At 67.7% G+C, this 18,203-nt stretch carries 20 protein-coding genes and 1 pseudogene; 16 read left to right on the top strand and 5 right to left on the bottom strand.

Going from position 1 to position 18,203, the window contains the following annotated elements; all coding sequences use genetic code 11:
- From AC507J_RS25025 to AC507J_RS25015, 3 genes and pseudogenes are all read right to left on the bottom strand, one after another.
- Window positions 1-2,040, bottom strand: a pseudogene (locus tag AC507J_RS25025) (molybdopterin-containing oxidoreductase family protein).
- A 79-nt stretch (window positions 2,041-2,119) separates the two neighbouring features.
- Window positions 2,120-2,500 (bottom strand): hypothetical protein, encoded by a 381-nt coding sequence (locus tag AC507J_RS25020; RefSeq protein WP_496291643.1) that lies wholly within the window; start codon window positions 2,498-2,500, stop codon window positions 2,120-2,122.
- Between the two features lie 153 nt (window positions 2,501-2,653).
- Window positions 2,654-3,004, bottom strand: coding sequence for an ArsR/SmtB family transcription factor (locus AC507J_RS25015; protein WP_496291642.1), 351 nt, complete (start codon window positions 3,002-3,004; stop codon window positions 2,654-2,656).
- A 121-nt stretch (window positions 3,005-3,125) separates the two neighbouring features.
- Here AC507J_RS25015 and AC507J_RS25010 point away from each other — a divergent pair, with 121 nt between their 5' ends.
- From AC507J_RS25010 to AC507J_RS24935, 16 genes are all read left to right on the top strand, one after another.
- Window positions 3,126-4,397, top strand: coding sequence for an aminotransferase class V-fold PLP-dependent enzyme (locus AC507J_RS25010; protein ID WP_496291641.1), 1,272 nt, complete (start codon window positions 3,126-3,128; stop codon window positions 4,395-4,397).
- Window positions 4,398-4,400: 3 nt separating this feature from the next.
- On the top strand, window positions 4,401-5,099 hold the full coding sequence (locus AC507J_RS25005; protein WP_496291640.1) for a hypothetical protein: 699 nt from the start codon (window positions 4,401-4,403) through the stop codon (window positions 5,097-5,099).
- A 77-nt stretch (window positions 5,100-5,176) separates the two neighbouring features.
- Window positions 5,177-6,304, top strand: a complete 1,128-nt coding sequence (locus AC507J_RS25000; RefSeq protein WP_496291639.1) for an LLM class flavin-dependent oxidoreductase — start codon at window positions 5,177-5,179, stop codon at window positions 6,302-6,304.
- 10 nt (window positions 6,305-6,314) lie between these two features.
- Complete coding sequence (locus AC507J_RS24995; RefSeq protein WP_496291638.1) at window positions 6,315-6,899, top strand: mycothiol-dependent nitroreductase Rv2466c family protein; 585 nt, start codon at window positions 6,315-6,317, stop codon at window positions 6,897-6,899.
- 18 nt (window positions 6,900-6,917) lie between these two features.
- The gene (locus AC507J_RS24990) at window positions 6,918-7,412 is read left to right on the top strand and encodes a flavin reductase family protein (protein WP_496291637.1); all 495 of its coding nucleotides are present in this window, start codon (window positions 6,918-6,920) and stop codon (window positions 7,410-7,412) included.
- 650 nt (window positions 7,413-8,062) lie between these two features.
- Window positions 8,063-8,287 (top strand): hypothetical protein, encoded by a 225-nt coding sequence (locus AC507J_RS24985; protein WP_496291636.1) that lies wholly within the window; start codon window positions 8,063-8,065, stop codon window positions 8,285-8,287.
- Between the two features lie 14 nt (window positions 8,288-8,301).
- Window positions 8,302-9,849: an alpha/beta hydrolase gene (locus AC507J_RS24980; protein ID WP_496291635.1), complete on the top strand. Its 1,548-nt coding sequence runs from the start codon at window positions 8,302-8,304 to the stop codon at window positions 9,847-9,849.
- A 30-nt stretch (window positions 9,850-9,879) separates the two neighbouring features.
- Entirely contained in the window at window positions 9,880-10,950 is a 1,071-nt protein-coding gene (locus tag AC507J_RS24975; protein WP_496291634.1) for an LLM class flavin-dependent oxidoreductase, read from the top strand.
- Entirely contained in the window at window positions 10,947-11,675 is a 729-nt protein-coding gene (locus tag AC507J_RS24970; protein WP_496291633.1) for an NADPH-dependent F420 reductase, read from the top strand. The genes AC507J_RS24975 and AC507J_RS24970 overlap by 4 nt, the downstream gene beginning before the upstream one ends.
- Window positions 11,672-11,872, top strand: a complete 201-nt coding sequence (locus AC507J_RS24965) for a glutaminase (RefSeq protein WP_496291694.1) — start codon at window positions 11,672-11,674, stop codon at window positions 11,870-11,872. Before AC507J_RS24970 ends, AC507J_RS24965 begins: the two co-directional genes overlap by 4 nt.
- A gap of 33 nt (window positions 11,873-11,905) precedes the next feature.
- On the top strand, window positions 11,906-12,631 hold the full coding sequence (locus AC507J_RS24960) for a flavodoxin family protein (RefSeq protein ID WP_496291632.1): 726 nt from the start codon (window positions 11,906-11,908) through the stop codon (window positions 12,629-12,631).
- 48 nt (window positions 12,632-12,679) lie between these two features.
- The gene (locus AC507J_RS24955) at window positions 12,680-13,621 is read left to right on the top strand and encodes a DUF5996 family protein (RefSeq protein ID WP_496291631.1); all 942 of its coding nucleotides are present in this window, start codon (window positions 12,680-12,682) and stop codon (window positions 13,619-13,621) included.
- 141 nt (window positions 13,622-13,762) lie between these two features.
- Complete coding sequence (locus AC507J_RS24950) at window positions 13,763-14,071, top strand: GNAT family N-acetyltransferase (RefSeq protein WP_496291630.1); 309 nt, start codon at window positions 13,763-13,765, stop codon at window positions 14,069-14,071.
- Window positions 14,072-14,222: 151 nt separating this feature from the next.
- A complete protein-coding gene (locus AC507J_RS24945) occupies window positions 14,223-14,534 on the top strand; it encodes a MoaF-related domain-containing protein (RefSeq protein ID WP_496291629.1) in 312 nt (103 codons plus the stop codon).
- 2 nt (window positions 14,535-14,536) lie between these two features.
- Entirely contained in the window at window positions 14,537-14,926 is a 390-nt protein-coding gene (locus AC507J_RS24940; protein WP_496291628.1) for a nuclear transport factor 2 family protein, read from the top strand.
- 113 nt (window positions 14,927-15,039) lie between these two features.
- Window positions 15,040-15,813: a PP2C family protein-serine/threonine phosphatase gene (locus tag AC507J_RS24935; RefSeq protein ID WP_496291627.1), complete on the top strand. Its 774-nt coding sequence runs from the start codon at window positions 15,040-15,042 to the stop codon at window positions 15,811-15,813.
- 87 nt (window positions 15,814-15,900) lie between these two features.
- On the opposite strand, the gene AC507J_RS24930 is transcribed toward AC507J_RS24935, so the two are convergent.
- Together AC507J_RS24930 and AC507J_RS24925 are read right to left on the bottom strand one after the other, a co-directional pair.
- The gene (locus AC507J_RS24930; RefSeq protein WP_496291626.1) at window positions 15,901-16,329 is read right to left on the bottom strand and encodes an SRPBCC family protein; all 429 of its coding nucleotides are present in this window, start codon (window positions 16,327-16,329) and stop codon (window positions 15,901-15,903) included.
- A gap of 313 nt (window positions 16,330-16,642) precedes the next feature.
- On the bottom strand, window positions 16,643-18,203 hold a 1,561-nt coding region (locus AC507J_RS24925; RefSeq protein WP_496291625.1), incomplete at its 5' end, for a LuxR C-terminal-related transcriptional regulator.

Here is an 18,203-nt window from a genome sequence, read left to right as displayed (position 1 = left end):
TCACCGGTCAGCCTCGGGGCTGACCTCCACGAAGGTGTGATGGAAGGCCGATCCCCCGGCGTCGGTGAGGGTGTCGTCGGTCAGCACGTTGACCGGACCTGCCGAGCGGCGCGTGCCGAGCGATGTCCACGCGCCGAAGTCGGTGACGACCACGCCGGGTCGCACCCGTCGGCTCACCCTGGCTTTGAGATGGATCTCGCCGTGACCGTTGTGGACCCGTACGCAGGTGTCGGTGTCGATGCCACGGCTGGTCGCATCATCGGGGTGGATGTCCAGCCAGGGGCCGCCGTCGCGGGCGGCCCGGTCGGTGTCGGCGTAGGTGGAGTTCATCGAGCGCAGGGCCTTGATGGTGAGCAACCGCAGCGGCCATCGCCGGGGCGCGGGGGCGACGACGCCGTCGACCGTGGCCGCGATGGCCGCGACCGCGGACAGGTTGGCCCGACCGTCGGCGGTGGGGAAACCGTTGGCGAAGGGCAGGTACGGCGTCGGTAGGGCGAGCCGCTGCCAGCCGGTGGTGCGCAGTGCCTCCTCGGTGATGCCCTTCAGCCAGGGATGGTCGCTGTCGAGTGCCGCCCGGACGAGGTCATCGTCGGTGTCGGCGAAGCAGGCGTCGGTGAAGCCGAGCCGGGCGGCGAGGGCGCGGAACAGGTCGGTGACGCTGATCGCGTCGCCGGGTGCAGTGAGCGCGGCAGTGTTGAGCATCAGGTCGGTATGACCCCAGGACCACATCAGGTCGAGGTGTTCGGGCTGGGTGGTGGCCGGGATGACGATGTCTGCGAAGCGTCCGGTGTCGGTGATCATGTGGTCGTGCACAATGGTGAACAGATCCTCCCGGGCCAGTCCGGCGCGGACGAGGTGGGACGCGGGCAGGGTGACTGCGGGGTTGCTGCCGTGCACGACCAGCGCGTGCACGGGCGGATCCTGGTCGAGGTCGGTCAGCGCCCGCCCGAGGTGCACCATGTTCAGCTATCGGCGCTTTCCTGCGGCCAGGTGCGTCATCTTCAGGGCCGCGACGTTGAGCGCGTCCATGAAGTGAGCGGCGGTGTGGAACGACAGGCCGCCGCCGTGGTGGCGCCATGCGCCGGTCAGCGCGGGCAGCGCCGCGACGGCGGTGTAGGTAGCGGCGCCGCCGGGGTGATGCTCCATGCCGATCATGACCCGGATGAGCGCTGCCGCGACGGTGCCGTAGGCGCGGCCGAGGGCGACGACGTCAGCCGCGGGAATGCCGACGATCTGCGCCACCCGTTGTGGGGTGAACCGACGCAGTTCGTGGGCGAGCGCGGCGAAGCCGGTGGTGTTGGCGTCGATCCACTCCGGGTCGGCGTAACCGCCGGCGACGATCACGTGCGCCATGCCCAGAGCCAGGGCGGCGTCGGTGCCGGGGCGCGGCTGGACGTGCCAGTCGGCGGCGGCTGCGGTGCGGGTGCGGACCGGATCGATGACGATGATCCGTGCGCCGGCGGCGCGGGCAGCCAGGACGGCGGGCCAGAGGTGCTGGTTGGTGACGACGGGATTGGCACCCCAGATCAGCACGAGTCGGGCGTGGCGCGCGTCCTCGGGCAGCACCCCGTTGGTCGTGCCGTTGACGGCGGACACTCCGGCGCCGGCGGTGGCCCCGCAGATGGTGTGCAGGACCTCGGTGGCACCCAGGCGGGCGAAGAACCGCTCGCTCATCGACTTGGATTGCAGCAGCCCTTGGGTGCCTTCGTAGCTGAACGGCACGATGGCGGCCGGTCCGTCCACGTCGGCGATGTCGCCCAACCGGTCGGCGACCGAAGCGAGCGCCTCGTCGAGGCTGATCTCGACGAAGCGTCCCTCACCTTTACGGCCGGCTCGCCGCAGTGCCCGGGTCACCCTTCGCGGGTGGTAGACGCGGTCGGTGAGGTAGCCGGAAAGCTTTGCGCAGAGCTTGCCGGCGGTCAGTGGATGTGCGGTGGATCCCCGTAGCGACACGGCGGTGCCGGTGCCGTCGACGGTGACCTCCCAGCTGCATCTGTCGGGGCAGTCGTGTGGACATGCGCCCCGTACCGGTCCCGGCATCGCCGACCTCCCCGTGTTCGCCCGGTTGCCGGTCGAGGTGCGCCGGCAACCGGGTGCCTCGGCTGATCTGCCGCACGCCCTAGCCGGGAAGCAGGTCCGGTGCGTGTCCGGGGGTCTTGCCGGAGGTGAAGCGGACCAACTCGTCGAAGGTCGGCAGGCGACGGGCGACGACGGCGTTTCCGTCGACCACGGTCAGTGGCAGCGGCCAACTACCGGTGTGGGCCGCGACGTCGGCGACGATCTGCGGGTGCTCGCCCGGGCTGCCCTCGCCCAACTGCCGGGTACGCAGTCGGCAGCATTCCGGCGGGTTGTCCAGCCGGCTGAACGTCTCCAGGGCGTTCCGGCTCTCGGTCTCGTCCCGGACGTAGACGATGATGCCCTTGCTCTCGTCACCGTAGGGTGAACCCGCGCAGCTGGACGCGGCGGGCGCTGGGATTGTGGGATTCGGTTCGGTGGTCACGGTGGTACCTCCCCCGTGCGGCTACGACCTACTGACGTTCTCCAACATCATCAAGATGTACTGATGCTAGAGCACGGCCAGGCTAACGACGCCCCGCTTGTGTGAGCAAGGCTCGGGTAGCAATCAGGACCGCAGAGGTGTCGGGTTTCGGCGCTACGAGGCGTTCGGCGGGCAGGCGCAATCCGGGTCAGCCGGAGTGACCATCGAGGACAGGCACTGGGCGAGACACGCCAACGGGTCGATCTGGATCTCGTAGACGTTGCTGCGCCCACGCGGACGACAGGTGACGATGCCCTGGTCGCGCAGCAGCCGCAGATGGTGGCTGACCAGCGCTTGATTGTGCCCCAACGCCTCCTGCAACTCCTTGACGCTGCGCGGACGCGCCGCAAGCAGCAGGGTGATCTCGAGCCGGACCGGGTCGCCCAGGGCCTTGAACACCGGAGCCCACTGCCCGGCCGTCTCCGACGGCGATTCCAGCGGCGCTACCTGCAGCGACTGCGTCATGGGACCATTGAACCAGATCCTCAACGCAGCTAACAACAGCACATGTTGATGATATCGGCTTAAGCGAGTGCTATTCGCAGATCCTATTGAAAGCAGGGGCTGCGAGTGCCAGGATGGGGCCATGGGCACTCCGCAGAAGCTCGCCTCGGCCTACGACGTCAGCGCTGTCCGCCGGGACTTCCCGACCGTGTCGGAGTCGCTGGCCTACTTCGACAGCGTTGCCTCGTCCCTGACACCGCGGCCGGTTATCGACGCAATGACCGACTACTACATCAACTACCGGGCCAACGTGCACCGCGGCTCCTACGACCTGTCGATGCGCGCCTCGCAGCGCTTCGACGATGCCTTGACCACGATCGCCCGGTTCCTGAACGCCTCCACCGAGGAGATCGTGCTCACCAGCAACACCACCACGGCGATCAACCTGGTCGCCGCGACCCTGGACTTCGAGGCCGGTGACGAGATCGTGCTGTCGAACCTCGAGCACACCTCGAACATGGCGCCGTGGATGCGGATCGCGAACAAGCAGGGTGTCAACGTGCGGTGGTACAACGCCGACCGCGACGGCGGCTTCGACCTCGACACGTTTCGCGGGCTTCTCACCGAACGCACCAAGCTCGTCACCTTGGCCCACGTCACCAACATCCTCGGCAACCGGCTACCGGTGGAGGAGATCGGTGCGATCTGCCGGGAACGAGGAGTGCTGTTCCTGATCGACGCGGCCCAGTCAGCGCCGCACCTACCGCTGGACGTCACCAAGCTCAACTGCGACTTCCTCGCCTTCTCCGGCCACAAGATGCTCGGCCCGACCGGGATCGGGGTGCTCTACATCCGCCGGCAGTACGCGGTCTCCCTCGTGCCCGGCGTCCTCGGCGGTGGCACGATCGACACCACCGCCTGCGCCGCACCCACCCTGGACGGCTGTGTCCTGTCGGACTGCTCGTTCACCTCGCTACCCGACAAGTGGCAGGCCGGCACGCCACCCATCGCCGAGGCACTCGGACTGGCGGCCGCGATCGACTACCTCACCGAACTCGGGCTGGACAATCTCGCCGCTCACGAGGGTCAACTCATGCACCGGCTCTGTGACGGCCTGTCACGGATCGAGGGTGTCGAACTCTATGGTCCGGTCGATCCCGCCGACCGGGTGGCGGTGGTGTCCTTCAACATCATCAATCGCGACTTCACCGAAGTGGGACAGCTTCTCAACGACCGCTACGGCGTCGCCGTCCGCGCCGGACAACACTGCGCCCTCAACTACTTCTTCAACGAGTTGCACGAGGAGGACAGCCGCGCCGGCAACGTCCGCGCCAGCCTCTACCTCTACAACACCCCTGAGGAAGTCGATCGCCTGATCGCCGCCGTCGCCGACATCGCCGCCCAGGGAGCGTGACCGATGCCCGACCAGTCCTCCGCCGCCACCACCCTGCGGTTCTTCATCGACCAAGGGCTCATCAGTGCCGACGAGGCCGCGCTCGTCGACGACCTCTTCGCCCCAGACTTTCCGTTCGCCGCCGCGATGACCATCGCCGACACGATCCACGTACAGGTCAAGGTCGCCAATGTCGACGCACTACCGCACGAGGCGATCCTCGCCCACGGCGTCACCGCACAACGTGCCGCGCCCAACTTCCGCAAATACGGCTTTCCCAGCGGCGTCGCGGTCATCTTCACCAGTGGACCGATCGCCGAGGAGGACCTCATCCCCGGCGCGGTGACCCGCGCCCTGCCCTTCGTCGACCACCTCGGCATCGACCTTCGCGACGACAGCCCCGACAGCCAGGCCGTCTACGCCGCCATCGCGGAGCACGCACTCGGCGCGAGCTGGCGACACGTCCGCCAGGGCGGTCCCCAGACTCCGGTGCGGGGCTGCCAGTGCGAGGTGCCCGAGAAGAGCTGGGTGTACCCACCCGACGGTCCCGACGGACGTGGCCGGCCCATCGAGTTCGCCTTCGGTGAACTGGAACTGCTCTCCAGCACCGACACCAGCTGCGACTACCGCCCCATCGACCCCAGCCATCCACTGGCGCGCCTCGTGCCCAAGACCAACCAGACCCGCGCACCGCAGGCGGTCACCCTGTCGTCTCGCCCGTAGTCCCACAGGCAACCACACCGTCGGCCATCACCGGTGGCGCCCGCGTCACCGGTGACAGCCCTGCCCTGGAGCAGCCCGTGCAGTTCAGCGTCTACGACATCACCTCGTCCACCTCCGACGGCGCGTCGGCCTGGCGCCCCGTCGAGAACAAGTTGCCCCACGCCGCCGCCTATCAGCACTCGTTGGAGCAGGCCCGCATCGCCGACGAGGTCGGCATCGACGCCTACTTCTTCACCGAGCACCACTCCAACGCCGGATTCCAGATCGTCCCCTCGCCGCACCTGATGATCGCCGCCCTGTCGCAGACCACCACGCGGGTCCGGCTCGGCGCCATGACTCTCAACCTGCCGCTGTACCACCCCGTCCGAGCGGCCGAAGAGATCCGCATGCTCGATCTGCTCACCGGCGGACGCCTGGAGATCGGCCTCGGCCGCGGCCTGGCCGGCCACGAACAAGCCGGCTACGGCGTGCAGCGCGCCGACTCCGAGCAGCTCTTCGACGCCGCGTTCCCGCTCATCCGACAGTTGCTCACCGAGGGTGGGGTCCAGTCCTACGCGACCGGCCCGTGGCACGGCGAAGCCGTCGACCTCGTCCCCGAAGCCACCCAGACCCCCCATCCACCCATCTGGATGGCCGGCATCAGTGAGAAATCCATCCGCAAGGCCGCCCGACTCGGCGTCAATCTCTGCACCGCCTTCCTGGACGCCGACGACACCGCCCGCACCGCCGCGATCTACCGCGACGAATGGCAGGCCGCTCACCCGGGCACCCCCACCGGCAAGTACGGCACGATGCAACACATCTTCGTCGCCGAGACCGAAGCCGAAGCCCGCGAACTCGCCCAACCGCACCTGGCGGCCTGGCTGGGCGCCGGCCACGAGGCGTCCGTGATGATCAGCCAGAGCACCACGGTCGACAAGGGCTACGAGGACCACAAGGCCTGGTTCAACAAAATCACCAGCCTTCCGTTCGAGGAAGCCGTCGCCAGCCGCCGGATCATCTTCGGCACTCCCGACCAGTGCGTAGCGCAACTTCTCGACAAGGCCACCGCAGGCGTCGACATGTTCCAGGGCTGGTTCCAGTTCGGCGGCCTCGACTTCGAGGCGAGCAACCGGTCCATGCGACTGTTCGGCGAACACGTCGCCCCTGCGGTGAAGGCCGCCCTCAGCAGCGGCGCCACGACCACCCAACCAGCCACTCTCTGAAGGAGCACCCGTGACCCTGGTCAAGTTCTGGTCCGACCCCGCCTGCTACTGGTCCTGGCGGGCCGGACGATGGCTGACCGCCGCGGCCGAGCAGCGAGACTTCGACATCGACTGGCGGCCGTTCAGCTTGAAGGTCCTCTACGGCGACCAGATGAACCCGGACTGGGCCGCCATGCTCGGCGCCTCCCACGGCGCACTACGCATCGGCGAAGCGCTGCGCGACGCCGCCCGCCCGGCCGACGCGGCCCGCTTCTACGCCGCCGTCGGCACCGCCGCGCACGACCAAGGCGAAGAAATCACCGAGGACATGCTGCACAACATCAGCAAGTCCACGGGTGCCGGCGACGCCTTCGACGCCTTCCACGACCCCCGCTGGGACTCGCAGATCAGCGCCGACACCCACGCCGCCATCGCCTCCGCCGGCCCCGACGTCGGCAGCCCGGTCATCGAGATCCCCGGCGCACCACGAGGGATCCACGGCCCGGTCTTCGAGACGGTCCCGCCGACAGCCGAGGCAGGAGAGCTGTACGACGCCATTTCCCGGCTCGCCAACGCCCCGTACTTCTTCGAAATCAAGCGCGGCCGTCCCAGCTGATCGAAGGAGACGCCAGTTGTGAAACCGGACGAAGGACCGACGACCGAAGACGAGTTCCGCCTGCTCCTCAGGAACTTCCCGACCGGGGTCGTCGCCGTCACCGCGACTCGTGACGGCCGCCCTCTCGGCTTGGTCGTCGGTTCCTTCTTCTCCATCTCACTGCGCCCGCCGCTGATCGGATTCGGCGTCAACAACACCTCCACCAGTTGGCCACTCATCAGCGAGGGTCGCACCTTCTGCGTCAACGTCCTCGCCTCCGACCAAGACCACGTAAGCCGGACTCTGGCGACACCCGGTGCCGACAAGTTTGCCCACATAAAGTGGCACTTCTCCGAGGCAGGCTCCCCAGTCATCGACGGGGCCCTCGCCTACCTCGATTGTCAACTACAAGCCAGCCACCTCGCAGGAGACCATCACCTGATCATCGGCCTCGTCCACCGTTTCCGTCACCTACGCACGACACCACCACTCATCTTTTATCGACGCGAATACTGGTCGCTGAATCTGGGCTAGTGGCGGGGGCAAGGCATCCTTGCCCCCGCCCGGCATTCTGCTGCCGATTCTGGCCGGAGAACCGGCCAGCCTCAGGCGGTTGTGCGTTCGGCGGCGGCCACGGCGTTGCGGTACAGCATGGCGACAGCGACAGCCGCACCGGCCGTCGCGGCGAGCAGCACGGCCAACGTCCGGTTCACCGCTCGCCGTCCATGCGACGGATCGTACGACCCGCCGTGAAAATCCGTAACACCCCCTCAGCCGGGCGATGCTGAGCTTGTGGGCGGCGCGGGCGTCCGCACTGCGCGCCGAACCAGGAGGTCGGTCACTTTCGCTCCCACCCGGGGCGGGGATGAGCTCCGACAGGGTCGGAGTAGGTAGTTGTCACCGATGGCGAGTCGCCATCCTTCCTGATCCCGGCCGCCACGGCAAGGCGGTGATCTCCCGCCGGAGCGGTTGACGAAACGGCTGCCGGCAGGTCGAGACAGGCCCCGAGCTCGCGGCTTTCATCGCTGGACAACCGTGTACAGGCCGGCCAAGCCGGCCTGCTCGCACCGGCAGCGACCAGCTCGCTTGCGACGCAGTGCGCTGAGGGTGCGAGCTAAGGCGTTTATACCGACGCGAAGGTGCCGCCCAGGAGGAAGTCTTGTGCCGAGACGAAAGGATCCGCGATGCTCGTCAGCCCAGTCATCGAAGTCGCCCAACGCAACGGTACCTACGAAGAGTTCCACCCCGTCGAGCAGCTCTCGATCCAGGCCGCGCGCCGGGAGCTCAATGCGTCCCTCGGGGTGCGCCCCAGGACGGGAATCCTGCTGCCGGAGAGCAGGTCCGCAGCCGACCTCACCGTTGCCGGAGCGCCCGGATCCGACCGTCGGCAGCCGAGGGCCGGGGTATGAAGTTGCGTCGAAGCGTGGCCGTCGCAGTCGTCACTGGGATCGCCGCGTCGCTGGCAGCGGCGCCGGTGCAGGCCGGTGCTCCGGCGTCGCAGGTGAACTGGGGTGTGTGCCCCGAGGAGGTCGCGGTTGTCTCGCCCGCGTTGCAGTGCGCGACGGTGCCGGTGCCGTTGGACTACCGCGATCCCGACGGTGTCACGATCGACATTCTGGTGTCGCGCATCGCAAGTGCGAAGCCGGCGCAGCGCCGTGGCATCCTCCTGACCAATCCGGGAGGGCCGGGCGCCTCGGGACTGACGATGCCGGCGGACCTGGTCGGGTTGGGTTTGCCGAGCAGCGTGTCGGACAGCTACGACCTGATCGGCATAGACCCCCGCGGGGTCGGACAATCGGCCCCGGTGAGCTGCGGCTTCACCGGCGAGCTGGACTACTTCAGCAACGTCCCGCCGTACGCGGTCGACGACGCGGCGGTCATCGAGCGGGCGAGGACCGTGAAGGCGGTCGCCGAATTGTGTGCGGCCAACGACACCGAGGGGCGGCTGCGGCATATCACGACCGCGAACACGGCCCGTGACCTGGACACGATCCGGGCCGCGCTCGGCGAGACGAAGGCCAGCTTCTACGGTGCGTCGTACGGGACGGCGCTGGGCGCCGCGTACGCGTCGATGTTCCCGGACACCACCGACCGCGTCGTGCTCGACAGCAACCTCGGCGACACCCACCTCGACTATGCCGCGCAGCGCCGGTTCGGCCTGGGTGTGGAACAGACATTCCCGGACTTCGCGGCGTGGGCGGCGGCCCGGCATGGCGCCTACGGCCTGGGCCGTACCCCGGCACAGGTACGCAAGACCTACTTCCGGCTCGCCGAACGGCTAGATGAGACTGCGGTCGGTCTCGTCACCGGGGCGGTCTTCCGGTTCACCACCTTCGCGTCGCTCTACGGGAAGGCCAACTACCCGGCGCTGGCACAGTACTGGCAGATGCTGCTGCGCTCCGACGAGGCGGCGGTAACCGGGCCGGGCGAGTCTGTCGCGACGCCGCCGGAGGTGCTGCCCTGGGACAACTTCTTGTCGGCGTATCTCGCCGTGAACTGCAACGACGTCAACTGGCCCGAGGACGTCAACACCTACCGGCGCGCGGTCGCCACCGACCGCAAGCGATACCCGATGTACGGCGCGGCCAGCGCGAACATCACCCCCTGCGCGTACTGGGCGCACGAGCCGTCCGAGCCACCGGTACGGATCAACGACAAGGGGCCGCGCAACGTGCTGCTCGTGCAGAACCTGCGCGACCCGGGCACGCCGCACCGAGGGGGCGAACTGCTTCGGGAGAAGTTCGCCAAACGCTCCCGGCTGGTAAGCGTCGACGGCAGCGGCCACGGCGTCTACGTGTACGGCGACAACGCATGCGCGCTGAACGTGACCACCGCCTACCTGGTGCACGGCACGATGCCGAAGGACACCCGCTGCGGCCCCGCGACCCGCAGGCTCGACGCCGACGCCGCCCAGCGGCGCGCCGACACCCTCGACCAGCTGCACCGCCCGAACGTCCCACGTCTTCACTAGCTGGCCGAGACATCTAAGGAGTTACCCACGATGGATGCGTCGCAGATCGAGTTCGGTATCGACAGTTTCGGAGACCGTCCCCGGGATGACCGGGGGGAGATCGTGTCGCACGCGCAGGCGATCCGCGCGGCGGTGGCCGAGGCTGTGCTGGCCGACCAGATCGGCATCGACGTGGTCGCATTGGGCGAGCACCACCGGCCGGAGTACGCGATCTCCAGTCCGGAGACGGTGCTCGCCGGCATCGCGACCGTCACGGAGCGCATCCGGCTCGCGTCGGGCGTGACGGTGCTGTCCTCGGACGATCCGGTGCGGGTGTTCCAGCGCTTCGCCACGCTCGATGCGCTCTCCAACGGTCGCGCCGAGGTGATCCTCGGGCGAGGGTCGTTCACCGAGTCGTTCCCGTTGTTCGGGTACGACCTGACGGACTACGAGGTGTTGTTCGAGGAGAAAATCGACCTGTTTCATCGACTTCTGGATGAGAAACCGGTGACCTGGGAGGGCACCACTCGCGCCGCTCTACGGGACGCGGACGTCTACCCGAAGACGGACTCGGGACGTCTGAACACCTGGGTGGGAGTGGGCGGCACGCCGCAGTCGGTGCTCCGCGCCGCGCGCTACGGGTTCCGGCTCATGCTCGCCATCATCGGTGGCGCACCCGATCGCTTCGCTCCGTACGTGGATCTGTACCGGCGGGCGCACCAGCAGCTCGGCACGACCGCTGCGCCGGTTGGAGTGCACTCCCCCGGCTTCGTCGCCGCGACCGACGAACAGGCCAGGGAGTTGTTCTACCCCGGCTACCGGGAGATCCGCGATCGGATTGGCGCGTTGCGCGGCTGGCCGCCGCTCCAGCAGCGGGAGTTCGATGCCGACGTGGCGCACGGCTCGCTGTATGTGGGGTCGGTCGAGACCGTCGCGGCGAAGATCGCCCGCGCGATCCGGGTGCTGGACGTGGGCCGTTTCGACATGATCTACTCCGCCGCCGGGACGGTCTCCGCCGCCGCGCGGATGCGGTCGGTCGAGCTGTACGGCACGCAGGTCATCCCGCGGGTGCGTGAGCTTCTGGCCGAGCAGTCCGCGGACCCCGCACGGGTGACCCGGTGATCTCGCAGGTCACCACCATCGGCATCCTGGGCGCCGGGAAGGTCGGCACGGTCCTGGCCCGCCTGGCCGTCGCCGCGGGCTATCGCGTCCTGATCGCCGGCTCCGGAGATCCTGCCAGGATCGCGTTGACCATCGAGGTGCTGACCCCCGGTGCCACCACCGGGTGGCCGACCGAGGTCGCGGCAACCGCGGACGTGGTGATCCTCGCGCTCCCACTCAGCAAGCACCGCAACCTCTCGGCAGACGAACTGAGGGGCAAACTCGTCGTGGATGCGATGAACCACTGGTGGGAGATTGACGGTCCCCGCGACACGATCGTCGGGCCCGGCGTGTCTTCGAGCGATGCCGTGCAACGGTTCCTGCCGGGCGCTCGCGTCGTCAAAGCCCTGAACCACATGGGCTATCACGACCTCGAGGACGAGGCTCGTCCCGCAGGGCGGGCCGGGCGCAAGGCGATCGCGGTCGCTGGCGACTCTGCCGAGGATGTCGGCGTGGTGTCACAACTCATCAACGCGTTCGGATTCGACGCCGTGGCGATCGGCTCCCTCGCGGCCGGCGCCCGCCTCGAGCCTGGGACCGCTGCATTCGGAGCGAATGTCGAGGCCGCCGAGCTGCGAACCCTCACCGCAGTCGGCCGGGCTGCTGGTGCGCGAGGCCCCGCGGACAGCCTCCGCGAGAACCTGAGGAGGACAGATGCGGTCAGTCGTTCCCGACTATCTGACTGACGTGCTCGCGGAGGTCGAGTCGGACGCCTCCGGGGAACACGCTTGCCAACCGCGGGGTCAATCCGCTCAGGAACGAGCAGGTTGTGGACAGGGCGGTGGTGCGCCAGGTGCTGAGCGTAATGGCCACCTGCGGGATGTACGACGCCGCCGGCGACTGGGCCGAACTCCGGCGACGGCGGTCGGCTCACGCTCATTGATGTCATTGATCACTCACCACCAGGAAGGACCCCATGACCGCGTCCCTGACTGAGCGGCCCGATTTCACCGGGCTGCGCGCGATGTATATCAACTGCACCCTCAACCGGTCCCCCGGCCGTAGCCACACTCAGGGGGTGGTCGATCGCAGTGTGGCGATCATGGAGGCGAACGGGGTCAGCGTGGACCAGATTCGCGCCGTCGACCACGACATCGCCACCGGCGTCCGACCGGACATGACCGAGTACGGGGCGGACACCGACGAATGGCCTGTACTGCTGAATCGGGTCCTGGCGGCCGATATCCTGGTCATCGCCGGACCGATCTGGCTCGGTGACAACAGCTCGGTGACCCGTCGGGTGATCGAGCGGCTCTACGGCTACTCCGGCGTGCTCAACGAGCACGGCCAGTACGCCTACTACGGGCGCGTCGGTGGCTGTCTGCTCACCGGCAACGAGGACGGCCTCAAGCACTGTGCGATGAGCATCCTCTACAGCTTGCAGCACATCGGGTTCACCGTTCCGCCGCAGGCCGACGCGGGTTGGCTCGGTGAGGTCGGCCCCGGCCCGTCCTACCTCGACGAGGGCTCCGGCGGTCCGGAGAACGACTTCACCAACCGCAATACCGCCTTCATGACCTACAACCTGCTCCACCTCGCGTCGATGATCCGTCGCGCCGGCGGGTTCCCGGCCTACGGCAACCAACGCACGGCCTGGGACACAGGAGTCCATCCAGACGCCGCCAACCCCGAGTACCGCTGACCCGACGACCGTCACCTCTCGGTGACAGCGCCAAGGATGTGAGTAGCGATGACAAGCCCGGCGACGATGAGCTGGCCGAGCCTGCGGGTCTCGGACTGGACCGACACCCGCGACACCCTGCACATGTGGACCCAGATCGTGGGCAAGATCCGCATGGCCCACGCCCCGCTGCTCAACCACTGGTGGCAGGTGACCCTGTACGTGAGCCCACGCGGATTGACCACGTCGACCATCCCGTACGGCACGGGCGCCTTCGAGATCGAGTTCGACTTCATCGGCCATCGGCTCGACGTACGCAGCAGCAACGGCGGCGTACGCAGCCTCCCACTACGGCCGATGCCGGTCGCCGAGTTCTACACCCGCGTCATGGCCATGCTCGACGAACTCGGGATCGAGGCGCCGATCCGGCCGCACCCCAACGAGGTCGACCCGGCGATCCCGTTCACCGAGGACCACCAGCACGCCTCCTACGACGGCGAGGCAGCCACCCTGTTCTGGCAGCAACTGTTACAGGCAAACCGGACGATCGGCGAGTTCCGGTCACACTTCGTCGGCAAGGTCAGCCCCGTGCACTTCTTCTGGGGCGGAATGGACCTCGCCTGCACCCGCTTCTCCGGCCGGTCGGCCCCACCGCACCCCGGCGGCGTGCCCAACTGCGGAGACTGGGTCATGGTCGAGGGCTACTCCCGCGAACTGTCCAGCTGCGGGTTCTGGCCCGGCGGCGGCGAGGAAGGCGCCTTCTACTCCTACGCCTACCCCGCACCCGACGGCTTCGCCGACCAGCACATCGGCCCCGAAGGCGCATACTTCAGCACCGAGTACCAGCAGTTCCTGCTCCCCTACGAGGCCGTCCGCGCCGCACCGGACCCCGATCGCGCAGTCGCCGAGTTCCTCCGCACCACCTACGAAGCCGCCGCAGACCTCGGGCACTGGGACCGCTCCGCGCTGGAGGACAACCCGATGCGCTGGCACCGCACCCCGCCGGTCTAGCTGAGCAGCAGGTCTCCCTCGACGTCGATCCTGGCCGACTCGGCACAGGATGCTCAGCGTGGGATAGGAGTTGGTCAGTCGGCGGCCGACCGTACGGGGGCTGATCAACTCGTATCGGAAATGAAATCTGATGGAGGACACATGGCAGTAAATGTAAAGGATGTCCCCGAAGCCAAACAGTACGAAGCTCGGGTCGAGGGAGAGTCCAAGGTTGCGGGTATCGCGCAGTACATCCGCACCACGGAACTCATCGCGTTCGTACACACCGAGGTCTCGCCGGAGTACGAGGGCAGGGGAGTTGGGGCGGCCCTGGCCCGCGCCGGCCTCGACGAGGCCCGTGCCGAGAACCTGCTGGTCCTGCCCACCTGCCCCTTCTTCGCGGGTTGGATCGCCCGGCATCCCGAGTACCAGGACCTGGTGTACCAGTCCCGCAGCAGAGTCAGCGACTGAACTGCAAGGTACGGCAGCGACGGAGAGCCGGTGGGAGCAGCAGTACGAACCCGTGGACCCGACACCCGGCCTGTCGAATTCCAGGATGAGGCAAGGGGCGAGCAGGTGGTCCGCAGAGTGCACCCAGACCGGGTGAAGAGGGAAGGACGTCATGACTGAGCTTGTGATCGGCAGAAGCTATCGGTTCAACCTGGGTGAACTGAAGGTCCGGTTCACCTTTGATTCGCAGATACAGGGCAGCTTCGTCGTCGAGAGCGGTGGTGGCCTTGCGCCCGACGGTCACGCGGAAACCGTGAAGCTGGACCTGAGGAAGATCCGCGACGGCGTTTACTTGAATTCGTGGACGGAGGCCAGCGGTGCCACCGTCACCCACGTCGAGGACTTCGCCAAAGCGACGCTGTATTCCAACGTGACTGTCGGCGGCACTCTCTACAACTTTGTCGGGACAATCGAGGAGGCATGACTATGGCCGCGAACACGGCGACTGACCAGGCTCAACGCAATACCGAAATCGTACTCACCGCCATGCGAGAACTCTTCGCCGAAAAGGACATCACGGCGCTCGACCGGTACTGGTCTGAGCCTTACGTTCAGCACAGTCCTCAGATGGCCAACGGTCTGGACACGCTACGCGCCGTCGTGCCGGATCTGGAGGGCTTCTCATGGGAGCCGAAGCGGATCGCCGCACAGGGCGATCTCGTGTTCACCCACAGCATCGTCCATGGCTGGGCACCGAACCCGGTCGTCATCGTTGACATCTTCCGGCTCGAAAATGGCCGTATCGTCGAACACTGGGATGTCATTCAGGACCTTACCTCCCCCGAGGCGACCGTCACCGGTAACCCGATGATCTGACACTCCGTAGGTGGGAGAGGGGCGGATCCGACACCCGTTCCTCCCCACCGAACCGCCAATCCCGGCCTCGTCGAAAGGCCCATCGCGGACAAGCTGAGATAAGGAGATGAGCTATGGGAACGGAGCCCGCCACGAGCACGGTCCTGTTGGGCGGTAGCCGTACCCTGCTCTCCTACCGGCGTCAGTTGGCCCGCGAGCGGCACATCAGCCATGTGCTGCAACACGCTATCCAGCCCGCAAGCAGCGTCGTCGCTGACCTCGCTGGCCTGCGGATCGCCGTGCGATGCCGCGCAGCGGACCCCGTACTGCGGATCGGTGGAGACTGGTACCTGGTTCTTCCACTGGCCAACGGAGATCTGGTCATGGCTGTTGGCGACGTCGTCGGTCACGGGCTGCGGGCCGTCGAGGCCATGATCGGATTGCGGTATGCAATGGCGGCGTACGCCGTCGAGGGCCATCCACCGGCGGTGATCCTGTCTCGCCTCAACACACTGCTCATCGGCGCCGGCAACGCCATCACCGCGACCGCTGTCGTCGCGACGTTCCGGCCTAGCACGGGCCAGATCATCTGGGCCGGTGCCGGCCATCCGCCGTTGCTGCTGGCCGACCGCCGGCGGGTGGTCTCCCTCCCCAGTCCCGCAGGGCCGCTGCTGGGGGCGTTCTCGGCACCGCAGTACGCGCAGGAGGCCCGCCAACTGCTGTCCGGTCACTCACTCTTGCTTTACACCGACGGCATGATCAAGCGAGGAAACTTCGACCATGGCATCGAACTGCTTGCCGATCAGCTCGTCGGCCTCGACGCGCACCCGGCAGCAATCCTCGACCGGCTCGACTTCGGCGCCGCCCGCGACGACGCGTGTGCCCTTCTGGCACAGCGCATCACCTGAACGGGAGCGCTGCTGCGGAGAGGCGGGACTGCGCGGGCACCCTGGATGGCTCAGCTGCGGTGTCAGCTCAGAACGTGGATACGGCCGTCATGCCTCTGCCCGAGCGGCGAGGGCCGTATTCATTGCCGCGAAGCCTGACTCGGTCGAGCGCAACATGCCGCGCAGCATCATCACGAGCAACCCGGAGAAGCGTTCGGACTGGGTGAACCGGGTCGATTCGGGAGTGAGCGGTTCGATGTCGAAGGAGTGCGCGCCGTCGAAGATGCCCGGGATGAGCAAACGGCCGAGCCACGCGAGCCGCCGCTCGGACTCGACGGCGGTGACGGTGGGAGTGAAGCGGCGCGGCTTAGCCCCGGGAAGTGCGATGGTCACCGCCAGCCGAGATCCCCGGGTCAGGCTGCCGTCAAGCTTCGTGATGAATGGGTTCCATTCCGGGTACGCAGCAGTGTCGGTGAGGATCGCCCACACGCGATCCGCGGGCGCGGCAATGTCGATCGTGTGGCTGATGGTAGGCATGGTCGTCCTCTCCTGGTCTGGCCTGAGGGCGACTCAGTGGCCAAATCGGTTGTGCGACAAGGTTGTCGAATAGTTCCAGGTAATTTCGGGATGAGGCCGTGTGAACCGAACCGCCGGCGGTCATCGTCGAGCCACCAGGCTCGCACCCATGGCGACGGTTCGCGTCGGTGGAAGCTACGGGGATCCCGGCCGATCGTACCGTGCTGGCACATTGTGTGAGCCCGGCCGACGCTGTCAAAGCAGCCGAATGCGGCTGTTGGATCGAGCAGCGAGGCCTGGCTGTCCGGGCTATGGCCGTGGTGTGCCCGGCCGGTCAGCGCAGCGGCAGTTCCTTGAGCTGCCTGCGGGAGGTGATGCCGAGCTTACGGAAGATGCTGCGCAGGTGGGCTTCGATCGTGCGCGGGCTCAGGAACAACTGTGCGCCGATCTCCCGGGAGGTTGCCCCGGTGGCGACCAATCGGGCGATGTGCAGCTCGTGGCTGGTGAGGGCGCGGGCCGGCTGGGTGGTGCGTTTGCGCGGGTGCTCACCGGTGGCGCGCAGCTCGCGGACGGCTCGCTCGGCGAACGCTTCCGCACCCATATCCGACAGCAGTTGGTGGGCGGTGCGCAGACTCTTGCGCGCCTCCTGGCGGCGACCTTCGCGGCGCAGCCACTCGCCGTAGACGAGGTGAGCACGAGCCGTGTCGCTGGCCATGCGGGACTTGTCGAGCCGTTCGATCGCCTCGCGGTAGTGCTTCTCGGCATCAGGCCCCGTGGTGGTCAGCGCTCGTGAGCGCGCGGCCAGGCCGAGCGCCCATGAGGTGCCGCACGCATCCGCGCGTGAGCTGAACTGCTCCAGCGCGAGCGCCGCTCGTTCCGGCTCGCCGGCACGGACGGAAGCCTCGATGAGCTCGGGCAGGCCCGCGCTGCTGATCGACAGTTCGGCGGACCGGCACGCTCTCTCCGCCGATTCCTGCGCGACCGAATAGTTGCCCAACCCGTTGTGCAGTACTGCCATTGCGTACTGAGCCAGGGCGACATCCGTACCCCCGTCGGGGTAGATGTCCTCCTGGGCAATGATGGCGTTCACCGCGGTGGTCTCGGCCTGGTCACCACACCAGGCGTGGAGAATGACGTGAGCATGGCGCAACGGCACGCCCCCGGTCGCCTGTGTGAGCCTTGTGGCCTCGGCGGCCAACTCGCTTGCCTGGGCGAGATCGCCCAGCAGGACCGACGTGATGGACAGGAAGTTCAGTGCGGCGGGGAGCACGGCCAGCGCGCCGGCTTCACGAGCGAGCTGGACGTTGCGGGTGGCCAGGACGTAGAGCAGTTCGTCGTCGAGGACCGCCACGGCGTTGCGGCCGGCCAGCCACAGCCAACGGTCGCTCTCGCTGGATTGCCCAGATTCCACCTGCGGGCCGTCGCGGAACGCTGCCAGCGCGAGCCGCAGCCCGGGCGCTCCTGCCGAATATCCCCTTGTCAGGGTCGTCGCCAGCCCGTCGAGGAGCAGGTCCACCGGTCGCGGCGGCACCTCAGGTACGGGGGTGGCCAGGGCCGCTTCGGCGATGCGCACCGCGTCGCCCCCACCGTTGATGATGGCCGCATCCAGGGCCTGTAGGTAGGTCTCGCGGGACAGCGCGGCGTCCAACGGGGCCAGTGCCTTGGCGGCATCCATCAGCATGCCCGGCACCTCGGTGCCACGGGTCAGGTGGAACGCGATCTGGGCTCGCAGCAGGTCGAGCCGCGCGCGTTGCAGGGGACCCAGCGACCCGATCGGTGCCGCCAGGAGCAGTTCCAGCGCGCGTTCGGACGCACCGGCTTCATGCGTGACGTACGCGGCTTTCAGTGCCCGGCTCGCGCGGATGGCGGGCTCAGGAGTCAGCTCGGTGGCCCGC

Source organism: Micromonospora sp. PRAS1 (assembly GCF_059553435.1).
This window is presented reverse-complemented; position numbering and strand designations above follow the sequence as displayed.